Annotated in this window: 11 protein-coding genes; 3 read left to right on the top strand and 8 right to left on the bottom strand. The window is 72.8% G+C overall.

Annotation, left to right across the window (positions count from 1 at the left end; genetic code table 11):
• Window positions 1–20: 20 nt before the first annotated feature.
• Complete coding sequence (gene tgmB, locus SCWH03_RS20970; RefSeq protein WP_173265832.1) at window positions 21–959, bottom strand: ATP-grasp ribosomal peptide maturase; 939 nt, start codon at window positions 957–959, stop codon at window positions 21–23.
• 15 nt (window positions 960–974) lie between these two features.
• Window positions 975–1,166, bottom strand: coding sequence for a putative ATP-grasp-modified RiPP (gene tgmA / locus SCWH03_RS20965; RefSeq protein ID WP_017944157.1), 192 nt, complete (start codon window positions 1,164–1,166; stop codon window positions 975–977).
• Between the two features lie 1,250 nt (window positions 1,167–2,416).
• Between tgmA and SCWH03_RS20960 the strand changes: the two genes are divergently transcribed.
• Complete coding sequence (locus SCWH03_RS20960) at window positions 2,417–3,613, top strand: acyl-CoA dehydrogenase family protein (RefSeq protein ID WP_173265872.1); 1,197 nt, start codon at window positions 2,417–2,419, stop codon at window positions 3,611–3,613.
• A 79-nt stretch (window positions 3,614–3,692) separates the two neighbouring features.
• Here SCWH03_RS20960 and SCWH03_RS20955 read toward each other — a convergent pair whose 3' ends face one another.
• Genes SCWH03_RS20955 through SCWH03_RS20935 form a run of 5 tightly spaced genes read right to left on the bottom strand, consistent with a single transcriptional unit; the run spans window position 3,693 to window position 7,682 of the window.
• Window positions 3,693–4,265, bottom strand: a complete 573-nt coding sequence (locus tag SCWH03_RS20955) for a GAF domain-containing protein (protein ID WP_173265831.1) — start codon at window positions 4,263–4,265, stop codon at window positions 3,693–3,695.
• Window positions 4,262–4,921 (bottom strand): GTP-binding protein, encoded by a 660-nt coding sequence (locus SCWH03_RS20950; RefSeq protein WP_173265830.1) that lies wholly within the window; start codon window positions 4,919–4,921, stop codon window positions 4,262–4,264. The genes SCWH03_RS20955 and SCWH03_RS20950 overlap by 4 nt, the downstream gene beginning before the upstream one ends.
• Entirely contained in the window at window positions 4,899–5,270 is a 372-nt protein-coding gene (locus SCWH03_RS20945; RefSeq protein WP_173265829.1) for a DUF742 domain-containing protein, read from the bottom strand. The genes SCWH03_RS20950 and SCWH03_RS20945 overlap by 23 nt, the downstream gene beginning before the upstream one ends.
• A gap of 2 nt (window positions 5,271–5,272) precedes the next feature.
• Window positions 5,273–5,707, bottom strand: coding sequence for a roadblock/LC7 domain-containing protein (locus SCWH03_RS20940; protein WP_173265828.1), 435 nt, complete (start codon window positions 5,705–5,707; stop codon window positions 5,273–5,275).
• 7 nt (window positions 5,708–5,714) lie between these two features.
• Window positions 5,715–7,682, bottom strand: coding sequence for a sensor histidine kinase (locus SCWH03_RS20935; RefSeq protein ID WP_173265827.1), 1,968 nt, complete (start codon window positions 7,680–7,682; stop codon window positions 5,715–5,717).
• Window positions 7,683–8,611: 929 nt separating this feature from the next.
• Here SCWH03_RS20935 and SCWH03_RS20930 point away from each other — a divergent pair.
• Window positions 8,612–9,001, top strand: a complete 390-nt coding sequence (locus SCWH03_RS20930) for a cold-shock protein (RefSeq protein WP_173265826.1) — start codon at window positions 8,612–8,614, stop codon at window positions 8,999–9,001.
• Window positions 9,002–9,111: 110 nt separating this feature from the next.
• Here the strand turns inward: SCWH03_RS20930 and SCWH03_RS20925 are convergent, their stop codons facing one another.
• Entirely contained in the window at window positions 9,112–10,359 is a 1,248-nt protein-coding gene (locus SCWH03_RS20925) for an MBL fold metallo-hydrolase (protein ID WP_173265825.1), read from the bottom strand.
• A gap of 750 nt (window positions 10,360–11,109) precedes the next feature.
• On the opposite strand from SCWH03_RS20925, the gene SCWH03_RS20920 reads away from it, so the two are divergent.
• A complete protein-coding gene (locus SCWH03_RS20920; protein WP_173265824.1) occupies window positions 11,110–12,312 on the top strand; it encodes an amidase in 1,203 nt (400 codons plus the stop codon).
• The last annotated feature ends 303 nt before the right edge of the window (window positions 12,313–12,615 follow it).

The following is a 12,615-nucleotide window of genomic DNA, read 5'->3' as shown; positions in this document are numbered from 1 at the left end:
CCCATCGGCGCCCCGGGCCGTCACCCCTGCTCCCCGGCCGGTGGGGCGAGCCACCCCGCGACCGCCTCCGCGACGGGCAGACCGGTCTCCAGTTCGATGAAGCCGAACTGGCCGCCCTGGTTCGCCTCCAGGAACCACCACAGCCCCTCCGCGTCCTCGGCGAAGTCGAAGGCCGCATAGGCGAGTCCGGCGAGTCCCATGTACTCGCGTACGGAACGGGCGACGCGCTCCGGCACGTCGGCGGCCCTCCAGGGCTCGCCGGTGTCGCCGTACCGCCCGTCCACCTGCCCGTCCACGGAGCGCTTGCGGGCGGCGAACAGGCGGGGGCCCACGGCGGTCAGGCGGATGTCGGCGCGTTTGGGAACGTACTGCTGGAGCAGCGTGGGACCGGCGGCCACGCTGGAGAAGTCGGTTCCGGGAGGGACTCGGGTGGTGGGCAGGGACACCGGCGGATCGCCGGGCGGCGGCCCCGAGGCGGACTTCACCACGATGTCCCGGTACTGGGCCGCGAACTGCCGCGCCACACGGGGGAACGTGGTGATGACGGTGGGTGGTACGGCGAAGCCGCTGCGGTGCGCCAGGCTGAGCTGCCAGGGCTTGCAGCGGGCCTGAGCGGAGACGACGGGGTGGTTCATCCAGCGCGCGGTGACCGAGTAGAGCATCCCGTACAGGGCCTGCTCCGTCTCCGCGGTCAGCCACTGCGAGGGCTCCTCGGCATGGGCGGCGGGGTCGCCCGGTCTTCGCACCCAGACCGACCGCAGCGCGCCCATGCTGAGCAGCCGTCCGCCGGTCGACAGATGGCCGTAGAAGTCACCGCGCACATACTCGGCGGACAGCGCCGCCTCACCGGGCAGGTCGGCGGGGTCGAGCCGCACGAGGGGCACCCCGCGGTCATGCAGCTTGGCGATCACCATGTCCGCGGTGACGTCTTGACGGCACGTCAATATCAGTACGGTCATCGCTGCGCCGGTCCGTCAGTCGTCGAAGTGCGTCTTGGAGCCGGCCGTGGACGTCGTCGTGCCGGTGACCAGGATCAGATCGCGGTCGACGATGGCCGGCCGCCCGTCCGGCAGCACGTTCAGCTGAAGGGCGGAGTCGTAGGTGTACGGCAGCGTGACCGCAGGACTCTCGGCCGGAAGTACGTACTTCAGTACGAACGGTCGCATGAGTCTCCTTCGTCGACTGTCTGGGCACACGTAACAGTACGTGCCGATGATGTAGGGCACTCATTACTTTCCGTCACTTCCCGCCGTGCTGGCAGTGAAGGGTGCCACACCGGACGGACCCCGCGGGATCACCCCATCGGTAGACGGGTGAGGGAATGCGCGGGGTTCCCCCATGAGAGCACTGAATGGTGTAGACCGATGTGAACATCCCGTGAAGACAGGCATGTTGCGATGCCGCCCGCCATCGAACGCGCGGACGCCATGACCGTCCGTCATGCGTGCGCTTCCTCCACGCCCCCACCATGACCAGGCGTCACACGCCCCCGCCACCCCCGTATGCGACATGACCGCGTGTCACAGCGGGCGAACCCCCTTGACCCGACCCTTACCCCCTGTGACGGTTGCGGCCGACCCGCGCGCACGACTCCCGGTGCGGATCGCGCGCCGCCACGGGCCCGAACACCCACCGCACTGCCGCGCCGCCGCACCACCGGGTTCCGTCGGCAACCGGGCACCAGGACCACCCCGCGACGGCCGGCAGCACCGGGCGCGGCGCCAGGCCGCCGGGCGCAGGGACGCAGAGACGCAGAGACGGCCGGCGAGGCCGGGGAAGGGCGCCGCGCACACCGGACCGCCCGCACGCGCCGGACCCGGCGGACCCGGCGGACTGGCCGTACCGGGCGTCCCCCGGCGCAAAAGCGGGCGGAAGGCCCCGCAAAGCCCCGAAGCCCCGAAGCGCGGGGGCAACGGGGCCACGGGAGCACCGGCCCGGGTCCGCTCCAGGCCCCATCCGGAACCTCGGAACCACTCCGGGGGCGTGCAGTACGGGAGAGCGCGCCCGTCCGGCACTCCGATACGCCGGCAGCCCGCCCGATCAAGAGCGCTCAAATCCGGCCGAGTTGCGCGCCCTTCCAGACCCCCGGCGACCGACTGGCGACCGACCGGCGACCGACCGAAGCGGAATGCCGCCCTTCGTCGCCATATGCCCATGAACCGCTTGCCATGGGCACGTGGCAGAAAGATGCTCCATGGGCATGCCCTGCACCGGACCGGGCCGCGGGCCACCACCGGGGACGCGGTCCCCATCACATGACAACGGAGCGCATTTCGGCCAAAGTTGGCCACCGAGTTGTACCGGCCGTTAGCGATCAACACCATGAGGTAGTCGGCCTGTACGGGACGGGACCATGCCGATGCACCACCTGCTCGCACGCTCACGCGAGCAGGCGTTTCGCAGAGGAGGCCTCGCGATGGACGGGTACTTCGCCAGTCGACTTCATCAGCAGCTACGGGACCGGGTACGGCACTTCGCCGAGTGCGAGGTCCGCCCGCGCATTCCCGCCATGGAAGCCGCCCGCACGGCACACCGCGAGCTCTCGCGGCTCATCGCACACCAGGGCTGGCTCGGAGCGACGATCTCCCAGGCCCACGGCGGCATGGGCGTCGGTCATCTGGCCAAGACGATCATCATTGAGGAGCTGTCCCGGGTGAGCGGGGCGATGGGGGCCATGGTCCAGGCCTCGCAGCTGGGCGTCGCCAAGATCGTCCACTTCGGGAGCGACGAGCAGAAGAAGACCTGGCTCCCCCTGATCGCCGCGGGCGAGTGCCTGCCCACGATCGCGGTCACCGAACCCGAGTCGGGCGGTCATGTCCTCGGCATGACCGCCACCGCCGTACGGGACGGCGACGACTACGTCCTCAACGGCCGGAAGGTGTACGTCGGCAACAGCCATGTCGGTGATCTGCACGGGGTCGTCGTCCGCACAGGGCCGGGATCCAAAGGGCTCACAGCCTTCCTGGTGGAGTCCGGCCGCCCCGGATGCCACACGGGAGAGCAGAAGCCGACCATGGGACTGCACGGCTTCGGTTTCGGCGAGCTCCACTTCGAGGACTGCCGGGTTCCCGCGGCCAACCGGCTGGGCGAGGAGGGCGACGGCCTGGCCGTCGCCTACTCCTCCAGCATGCTCTACGGCCGCGCCAATCTGACCGCCGTTGCGCTCGGCATACACCAGGCCATCATCGAGGAGACCACGCGGTTCTGCGCCGAGCGCCACCGCTACGGCAAGCCGCTGCACGAACTGCCGTCCATCAAGCTCAAGCTGGGGCAGCTCCAGTCACGGCTGATGACGGCGCGACTGGTCGCCTACCACGCGGTGCACCTGCTGGACCAGGGGCTGGCCTGCGACGCTGAGCTGATGAACGCCAAGCTCGTCAATGTCGAGTCCGCGCTCGACTCGGCACGCAACGCGATGGAGATCCACGCGGCGGCCGGACTCTTCACCGATCGGCCCATCGAGCGCTATCTGCGCGACGCGCACCACATCTTCGCGCCCGCGGGCACCTCCGACGTCCAGCTGCTCAGGCTGGCGGAAGTCGCACTGGGGCAGGCGAAGGGGCAGTGGTCGCAACGGCTGTCCGAGCTGACCCGCGGCGAAGCCCTGGTCTAGGGGCGCGGCAGGAGGCCGCTGCGGCGTCCCGGGGAGCCTCTCGGGGCTCCCCGGGACGCCGTCGCGCTCGTCGCGCTCGTCACGGCAGCATGTCCTCGCGGCGGTGGATCTGCTCGACCAGTTCCGCCGCGAGCGACTTGATGGTCTCCAGACCCGCCCGGCCCCAGGGGCGCGGCTCGGTGTCCACCACGCAGATCGTGCCCAGGGCGGTGCCCGTGCGGTCGATCAGCGGCGCGCCGAGGTAGGAGCGGATGCCGATCTCGTCGACGACCGGATTGCCGGCGAACCGCGGGTAGTCGCAGACGTCCTCCAGCACGAGTGCCTTGCGCCGCACGACCACGTGCGGACAGTAGCCGTGGTCGCGCGCCATGAAGCGCCCCACGTCCCCGGCGTCCGCCGTGTCGAGGTCGCCCCCGCCCGCGTGGGTGCCGGCGGGGGTGTGCAGCCCCGCGAAGAACTGGCGGTGCTCGTCGATGAAGTTGACCATCGAGTAGGGTGCCCCGGTCACCTCGGCGAGCCGGTGCGCGAACTCGTCGAACGCAGGCTCGGGCCGTTCTCCCAGACCGAGTTGACGCAGCCGCCGCACGCGGGCGGGAGCCTCCTGGTCGACGGGTGTCAGCAGCAGATGGCCGGTCGGGTCGAACGTGGTCATGACTGAGCTCCGTAGCTCGGCGCCGCTGCCGGTGCCGGGGTCGTGGTGAGCAGGTGCTGGACGAGGGTGACCAGGGCGCCGATCGCGGAGCTGGCGATACGTGCGTCGCACAGCACGACCGGGACGTCCTGCTTGAGGTCGATCGCGGCCCTGACCTCGTCGGGTTCGTAGCGGTAGGAGCCGTCGAACTCGTTGACGGCGACGACGAAACCGATGCCGCGCCGCTCGAAGAAGTCCACGGCGGAGAAGCAGTCCTCCAGCCGGCGCGTGTCGGCGAGGACGACCGCGCCGAGCGCCCCTTCGGAGAGTTCGTCCCACATGAACCAGAACCGCTCCTGGCCCGGTGTGCCGAACAGGTACAGCACATTCCGGTCGTCGAGGGTGAGCCGCCCGAAGTCCATGGCTACCGTGGTGGTCGTCTTGGTCTCCACACCCGCCAGGCTGTCGGTGCCGACGCCGACGGCCGTCAGGAGTTCCTCGGTGCACAGCGGCTCGATCTCGCTCACCGCGCCGACGAAGGTCGTCTTGCCCACCCCGAAGCCCCCCGCCACGAGGATCTTGAGGGCGCTGGGAAAGGGGTCGCCCCGCTCGCGCGGGCCCCGGCCGTGCTCGGCGGCGCGGTCGGGGCGGCGGTCAGAGCCGTCGTCGTAGGCCATCGAGCACTGCCTCCAGCAGGGAACGGTCGGTGGGGGATTCCTGGAAGCGGGGCGCCCTGGCGGTGACCGCCCCGCAGTCGACGAGATCGGAGAGGAGTACCTTGGTGACGACCGCCGGGAGCCGTAAGTGCGCCGCGATCTCCGCCACCGAGGTGGGCCCGTCGCACAGGCCCAGGGCCAGCGCATGCTCCGGTCCGAGCGACCCCTGGGGGGCCGTGCCGGTGGCCATCACCAGGGACAGCAGGTCGAGCGCGGCCGTCGGACGGGTACGGCCCCCGATCACCGAGTACGGGCGGATCAGCCGGCCTGCCGCGTCGTCGAGCCACGGCCCGTCCATGGGGGCCGGCACGGTCAGAGCCCCGTGGCGCTCGGCGCCCCGGTGGCCTGTCTGGCCGGCGTGACCAGGTACGGCCGCACGCTCTTCACCAGCATCGCCATCTCGTAGCCGAGAACCGCGGCGTCCGCCTCCCGCCCGGCCAGCACCGCGAGACAGGTGCCCGAGCCGGCCGTGGACACGAAGAGCAGGGTCGAGTCGAGCTCCACCACCACCTGGCGGACCTCTCCACCGTCGCCGAACCGGGCACCGGCGCTGCGTCCGAGCGAGTACAGACCGGAGGCCAGCGCGGCCATGTGGTCGGCGCTGTCGGCGTCGAGGCCGTGCACGGACTTCACCAGGCCGTCGGAGGAGAGCAGGACTGCGTTGCGGGTGTACGGCACTCTCTGGACCAGGCCGCTGAGCAGCCAGTCGAGATCCGAGGAATGGCCCGTCGGCACATCGCTCGCCATGGTGCATCTACTCCTTGTGGGTGTCGTCGCGTTGCTGCGGTTCGTGCGGGGCCGTGTCCGCGGCCCGGGGCGTCCCGGACTCCGCCAGGCCGATGCCCCGCTGGAAGGCCGCCATCAGACCGGGGTCGTGCAGCGCCGTTTCCTCAGGTCTGCGCTGGGCCGGTTCGTCCCGCAGCTGGGGCACCAGATGCTCCTGTGCGCGCCGCTTGGGCAACTGCGGGCGGCCGGTGGCACCGCGTACGGCCGGGGAACCGAGCGGAGGGGACGCATGGCCGGGTGCGGGCGCCTGCGGTGCGGGCGCCTGCGGTGCGGGCGCCTGCGAGGGCGGTGGGAGGGGCGTCTGCGGAGGTGGGGGGGCGGCCGCCCGCGGTGCGTCCGGATGGCCCGCGCCGGTCCACCGGGCGGCCGGGTCGGGCCGGTCCGGGTGCTCGCCGCGCACCGGGAGGGGAGCCGGTCCTGCGAAATCCGCCGGGGGCTGGTGGTGCGGTATGGCCGGCATGCTCGTCGTGTAGGTGAGGCTTCGCTGGCCGCCGCTGTGGTGGCCGGCGGCAGGCTGCCGCGGTGCGACGGCGGCGTGCGGAGCAGCCTCCGTGGGAACGGCCCCCGCGGGAACGGCACCCCGCTCCCGGCCTGCGCCTTGGCCCGCCGCCGCGGCCGTCGCGGCCGTCGCGGCCGTCGCGGCCGCTGGGTGGTCGGCGTGGCGCTCGGCGCCCGGCTGCGCCGCGCCGCCGTGGGCTCCCGGCTCGGCACCGAGCAGTCCCTGCGGCAGCACCAGGACGGCCTGGACTCCCCCGTAGATGTTGGACTGGAGGCGGACCGCGATGCCATGCCGGCGGGCAAGCGCCGAGACCACGAAGAGGCCGATGCGGCCGTCCTGCAGAAGATGCGCCACATTGACCTGGTCGGGGTCCGCGAGCAGGGCGTTCATCTTGTTCTGCTCGGAGAGCGGCATGCCGAGGCCCCGGTCTTCGACCTCCACGGCCAGACCCGCCGTGACACGCGAGGCGCGCAGCAGCACCTGGGTGTGCGGGGCGGAGAACAGGGTGGCGTTCTCGACGAGTTCGGCGAGGAGGTGGATGACGTCGGCGACCGCGTGTCCACGCAGGGTGCCGTCGATCGGCGGCACCAGCTTGACCCGGGGGTACTGCTCGACCTCCGCGATGGCGGATCGGAGGACCTCGGTCATGGTCACCGGGTTCGACCACTGGCGCCGGGAGATCGCACCGCCGAGGACGGCGAGGTTCTCCGCGTGCCTGCGGATCCGGGTGGCCAGATGGTCGACATGGAAGAGGCCCTTGAGCAGTTCCGGGTCCTCGACCTCGTTCTCCAGTTCGTCGAGAAGCTGGATCTCCCGGTGGACCAGCGACTGGAGCCTGCGGGCCAGGTTGACGAAGACCTCGACCTTCTGCTCGTTGCCGACGCTGCTGGAGAGCCGGGACGCCTGCACCACGGCCGCGACGGCCGCGTCATGGGAGCGGCTCAGCTCCTGCGCGAGGAGGTCGAGTTCGTCTCCGCCGGACGGCGGGACCGGGAGATCATCGCGGGTCGGCGGGCGCTCCCCCCGGCGCAGTCCGTCGACGACGGCGGTGAGCTCTGCCTGCCGGTGGGCGCTGGACCGGCGCAGGGCCTGCGCGCGGTCGAGTACGGATCTGGCGGTGCGCTCCGCGCTTAACGCCGCCGCCGCGACGGCGACGACGGCGAGGAGCGCCGAGCCGGCGAGGGCGGCCCACAGCGCGGCGGAGGGCCGTGCGCCGGTGGAGTGGATCGTCAACAGCACGGCGCCCGCGCCACTGAGCGACACGACCACGGCGGGCAGCACGGCGGTGCGCATCAGTTGGGGACGTATACGGGCTTCGGAGCTCGGCGGCGTGGACTGCGGTCTGCCCGTGGAGGAGGGAACGCGGGCGCCTGACCGGCCGTGCCGCCCGCCCTCACGGCGGTCCGACCGCGCGGCGGGTGCGCGTAGTTGAGACATCAGTGTCCTTGGTGCGGGGCCCGGGATTGTCTGTCGATCGTTGTGCGTGGCGTCAAAGGTGAGTGCTCAAGACTATCGTTGATCACCGGGCACACAGGGTAGTCGTGAACCGTTCATGTGTGGTGGGCAGTTGACAAACTTGCCGGAAGAGGAGCCCGCTCTGGTATGAGGGCTCGCACGCGCAACCGAAACCCCTGGGCCGAGGTCGGGGCACTGCGGCGGGGACGCCCTCTCCCATGGCGAGGCGGCGAAGTGTCCGGACCACCGGCGAGAAGGCCGGGCTCCGGGGGCATCCCCCGTGCTGCGGAAACGGACGGCCGGTCCCGGACGCGAGGCGCACCCGGGTGGGCCGGGGCCCTCGAACGGCCCGCCTGCGGCGCCGGCGGGCCCGGACGGCGTCCGCTGCCGGGCCTCCGGAGGCAGTCGGCCGGAATCCGGCCACACGCCGGACCGCGGCATCGGGAGCCCGCCCCTCTCCACCCCGTCCTTCTCCGCTCGATTCCCGGCCGTCCCTCCCCTCCACCCGAGGCCCCGCCCCCGAAGCACCTGCCGGTGTCAGCCGGCGACCCCGCGGGCGAGCGGCTCCTGCCTCCCTTCGGCGCCGGCCGCCACGGCTCCACCCGTCTCCCGCCTCCCGCCTCCCGTCTCCCGCCTTCGATTGACCGTCCGTCCCGTCCCGCCCCCGCACCGCCATGGAGCGATGGCGGCGCACCTCCTGCACCGCCCCACCGCCCCGCCCACGCCCGCCCACAGCGGTGACTACTCGCTGCCCCCGTGAAAAGGGCGGGGTCTCTTTCGCTGAAGCGAACCCGAGTACGGTTCCCGTGACATCGAGGGGTCGCTTCCGCGGGGCCCCGCGGCTAGGCTCGATCCGATACCTCGGGCAATGGGCCCGAGTGGACAAGGCATGGGATTTGGTGGGGTTGGACATGGTGGCTGGTCGTGTGGTGCGTTTCGACAGTGCGCGGGGTTACGGGTTCATCGCCCCGGAAACCGGCGGGGACGATGTTTTCCTGCATGTCAACGACATGCGGGTGTCCGAATCGCTGGTGGGTCCCGGTGTGATGGTGGAGTTCGAGATCGAGAACGGCGAGCGGGGACCGAAGGCAGCAGGGGTCCGCCTCGCCCCCGGGGAGACCGGCAAGCCGAATCCCTCGTACGACGATTCGCTCTGCGACGTGCTTACCGAGGTGCAGTTCACCCGGGAGGTCACCGAGATCCTGCTGGCGGCAGCGCCCTCGCTCACCGGCCAGCAGATGCTGCAGGTCCGCGGTGGGCTGGCCCAGTTCGCTAAGAACCACGGCTGGACCGAGGGCTGAGCCGCCGCCGGGGCCCGCGGGATCCCCGGCGGACGGCCGTGCCGGGCGGCACCGCAGAAGCGGCCGCCCGGCTGAGGGCCGGCGACCTCGTGCCGGATCGGCATCCGGCGTCAGCGGTCACCCGCCAAGTCGAGGTCACCGCTGAGCGTGTCACCCGACACCGCTTCGGTGGTCCCGGGCCTCCGCCACGGGCGCTCGATGGGGTGGGCCAGGGGCCTCCACCAGGGGTCCACGGGCAGTCCCCCAGCCGGCTCGAAGGGCTCGCCCGGCCGGGGCAGGGCCACCGCCTGGCCGGCCTCCCCCGCCGCGTCCCTGGTCCACTCCCCCGGCTCGGCCCAGGCGTGCGGGGCGAGGTTGAAGGTGGCCCAGTGGATCGGCAGCATGACGCCGCCCGGCTGGCCTCCTTGCAGGTCAAGATGGCTTTGGACGCCCTCGGCGGGTGACATGTGAATATCCGGCCATGGGCCGGGGAGCGGCCTGTGGTCCGTGCGGTTCTCGGGCCAGTACTCGCTGTACGCACCGATCTGGATCATGGTCGCGTCGAACGGGCCGTGCTCGGCGCCGATGTCCCGGAAGCCGGGGAAGTACCCTGTGTCACCGCTGTGGTAGACGCGGTGACCGGACGAGCCCTCGACGACCCACGAGGCCCAGAGGGTGTCGTGCCGGTTGCGCAGGCCGCGGCCGCAGAAGTGCCGGGCCGGGGTGGCGGTCAGCCGCAAGCCGTCCACCTGCGCCGACTCCTGCCAGTCCAGCTCCCTGAGGCGGCTCTCGGCGACACCCCAGCGTTCCAGGTGCGCGCCCACGCCCAGCGGTACCGCGAAGAGCGTGTCAGTCGAGGCCAGGGTGCGGATCGTCGGCAGGTCGAGGTGGTCGTAATGGTCGTGCGAGATGACGACCACGTCCACCGGGCCGAGCGCGGCGAGGGGCAGCGGCGCGGGGTGGAGGCGTTTGGGCCCGGCGAACGCGAACGGTGAGCAGCGCCGGCCCCAGACCGGGTCGAAGAGCACCCGTGCCCCGTCGATCTCGGCGAGCACGCTGGAGTGGCCCATCCAGGTGAGCCGCAGCCCCGATGCGGGAGGCCCTGCGAGGTCCTCGAGGGTGGTGGGGTGCAGGGGTATCGGCGCTGCGGGGGCGCGGCGCCTGCGGGACTCCCTGCCGAAGTAGACCTTCGCGAACTCGAGCATGGACCCGGCCGGTCTGGTGCGGGCGCCCATGGGGTTCTGGAACACTCCGTCGGCGAAATGGGGCGAGCGGCGTATCCGCTCCATCCGCGCTCCGGCGGGGTCGGCCCCGAAGGCGGCGGGCCGCAGCGATCGCAGCCGGTTACGCAGCGGGTACGGGGAACCTGCGCCGGTCAAGGGGACCTCCTGAGATCTCCGGTCAATTCCATTATCGGTGGATATGTGCGGGACGCCGGGCGAGGGCACCGGGACCACGCGCGTCCCACGGCAACCGCAACGAGCGGGATCCGGAAAAAATGCCGGACGGCGGGCCCGGACCGTACCGACCGGTTCGTTCCGGACGCCGCGGCGCACACGTCCGGCCGATCCCCGCGTGCCGCGGTCCGCACCCGCCGACGGATCGCGCCGAGGCTCCCAGCCCGTGCCCGGGCCCCCGGCGGCACCCGGCGGCCGGGTCGTCTCGAAGCGGGCCTCGCACCACGATCTGCTCCCGCAAGCACGGGGATGTCGCGCGACCGCGATCGCGACCGCGGTGAAACGGCTGCCCCGCAAGGGGGAGGGGGCCGAGCGCTCCACGTTCCGGTTCGAGGTCCGTGATGACCTCCGCGGAGGCGGCCCCCGGCAAAGCGGCCCGCTGAGGCGGGCTGCCCGCCCGATCCGGCCGCGTCGCCACACCGGCAGGACACCATCGGCGGTCGCGCCGCGCGGCAGAAGCCCGGGCCCGACCGCGGAGCGGCAACGGACCGGCGGCCGTCCCGGTAGCCTGCCCCCTGCGCGGCCGCAGGCGCCGCCCCGCCGACGGGTCCGCCACACCCCGCGCGCCGCGGCGACGACCCGGACATGGGCAGCGCCGCCGCGGCCCGGACATGGGCAGCGCCGCCGCGGCGGCGTCCGCGAGCAGCTCGACCGGAGACCAGGAGGTTGCCGATGCGGTCGGCGGACGACACGGCGGTGTGGCGTGAGCGCGGCAACCCCCTGGTGGCGGGGTCCGCTACCGGGAGGTTGCGGGGGGTGCGCCTGGCGGTGAAGGACATCCACGCCGTCGCGGGGCACCGGATCGGCGCCGGCAATCCGGCCCGGCTGGCGGAGGCCGAACCGCAGCCGTCGCACTCCTGGGCGGTGGCCGCCCTGCTGGACGCCGGTGCCGACGTGGCCGGGATCGCGCAGACGGATGAGTTCGCCTACAGCCTCAACGGGACGAACGCCCACTACGGCACACCGCCCAACCCGGCCGCGCCCGGCCGGGTGCCCGGCGGCTCGTCGAGCGGGCCTGCCTCGGCCGTCGCGCTCGGCGAGGCCGACGCGGGCCTCGGAAGCGACACGGCCGGCTCGATCAGGGTGCCCGCCTCCTACTGCGGGCTGTACGGGCTGCGGCCCACGCACGGTCTCGTCCCCGTCACCGGAATGCTGCCGCTGGCGCCGTCGTTCGACACCGTCGCCTGGCTGGCGCGCGACCCCGGGCCGCTGGCGCGCCTCGGCGACGTCCTGCTGCCGGAGGCCGGGGCGGCCGAAGCCGCGCCACCGTTCCGCACGGCCCTGGTGGCGGACGATCTCGTCGCCCTCGCCGAGCCCGAGGTGCGCGACACGTTCGCCGAGGCGGCCGCGGACCTGGCGGCGCGCGCCGGTCTCCGCCTCGCGCGGGTGCCCTCCCCGGGCGCCGACCCCGGGGTCCTCGGGGCCGCGTTCGCGACCGCCCAGGGCGCCGAGGTCTGGGAGAGCGACGGCGCCTGGGTTCGGGCCCATCCCGGTGCGCTCGGCCCCGGTATTGCGGCCCGCTTCGCCCGTGCCTCGGAGGTCACCGCGGAGCGCCGGGCGGCCGCGGAGGAGGTGGTGCACCGCGCGGGCCGGGCCGTGCGTTCGGCCCTGCGCGACGACACCGTGCTGCTGCTCCCCGCCGCGGGAGGCCCTGCGCCGCCGGCAGACGCGGCCCCCGAGCGGAAGGCGGCGCTCCGCGACGCCGCGTTCCGCCTCACCTGCCTGGCGAGCAGCGCCGGCCTGCCCTGTCTTGTGCTGCCCCGGATGAGGGTGGGCGGACTTCCCGTAGGACTGGCCGTCGTCGCCGGACACGCAGCCGACCGGCGCCTGCTGGAACTCGCCACGCGCGTGCAGGCGCCCGCGAGGGAGCTCTGAGGGTCGCCGACCGGGCGGGCGGCTTGTCCCCTGCCCGGATCGCCGGCTCAGCGTGTGTTCGGTGGCCCACTCGGCCGTCGATCCGCTCGCGCAGGAGGTCGGCATGGCCGCAGTGCCGCGCATAGGCGCCGGCCTGCGCCACGAGTATCCCCCGGGGGGTGCCTCCCCGGTCCGGGTGCCGAGGTCGGCGAAGCCGGCGATGAACCGGTCGGCCAGTTCCTTGCCGGCCCGCCACCGGTCGCACGCTTCCGCCACGACGGAGTGGGCGGAAGCAGAAGAGGCGCTCGCCCGCGAACCGGGACT

It is taken from the genome of Streptomyces pacificus, from assembly GCF_011766325.1.
Lineage (GTDB): Bacteria > Actinomycetota > Actinomycetes > Streptomycetales > Streptomycetaceae > Streptomyces > Streptomyces pacificus.
Note: the sequence above shows the minus strand (reverse complement) of the source record. Positions and strands in the feature narration are given on the sequence as shown.

Coding starts and splice junctions, on each gene's coding strand:
- SCWH03_RS20940 (WP_173265828.1), bottom strand. CDS start 5,707: ATGGCGAGCGATGTGCCGACGGGCCATTCCTCGGATCTCGACTGGCTG.
- tgmA (WP_017944157.1), bottom strand. CDS start 1,166: ATGCGACCGTTCGTACTGAAGTACGTACTTCCGGCCGAGAGTCCTGCG.
- SCWH03_RS20950 (WP_173265830.1), bottom strand. CDS start 4,921: ATGGCCTACGACGACGGCTCTGACCGCCGCCCCGACCGCGCCGCCGAG.
- SCWH03_RS20935 (WP_173265827.1), bottom strand. CDS start 7,682: ATGTCTCAACTACGCGCACCCGCCGCGCGGTCGGACCGCCGTGAGGGC.
- SCWH03_RS20955 (WP_173265831.1), bottom strand. CDS start 4,265: ATGACCACGTTCGACCCGACCGGCCATCTGCTGCTGACACCCGTCGAC.
- SCWH03_RS20960 (WP_173265872.1), top strand. CDS start 2,417: ATGGACGGGTACTTCGCCAGTCGACTTCATCAGCAGCTACGGGACCGG.
- SCWH03_RS20930 (WP_173265826.1), top strand. CDS start 8,612: ATGGTGGCTGGTCGTGTGGTGCGTTTCGACAGTGCGCGGGGTTACGGG.
- tgmB (WP_173265832.1), bottom strand. CDS start 959: ATGACCGTACTGATATTGACGTGCCGTCAAGACGTCACCGCGGACATG.
- SCWH03_RS20920 (WP_173265824.1), top strand. CDS start 11,110: ATGCGGTCGGCGGACGACACGGCGGTGTGGCGTGAGCGCGGCAACCCC.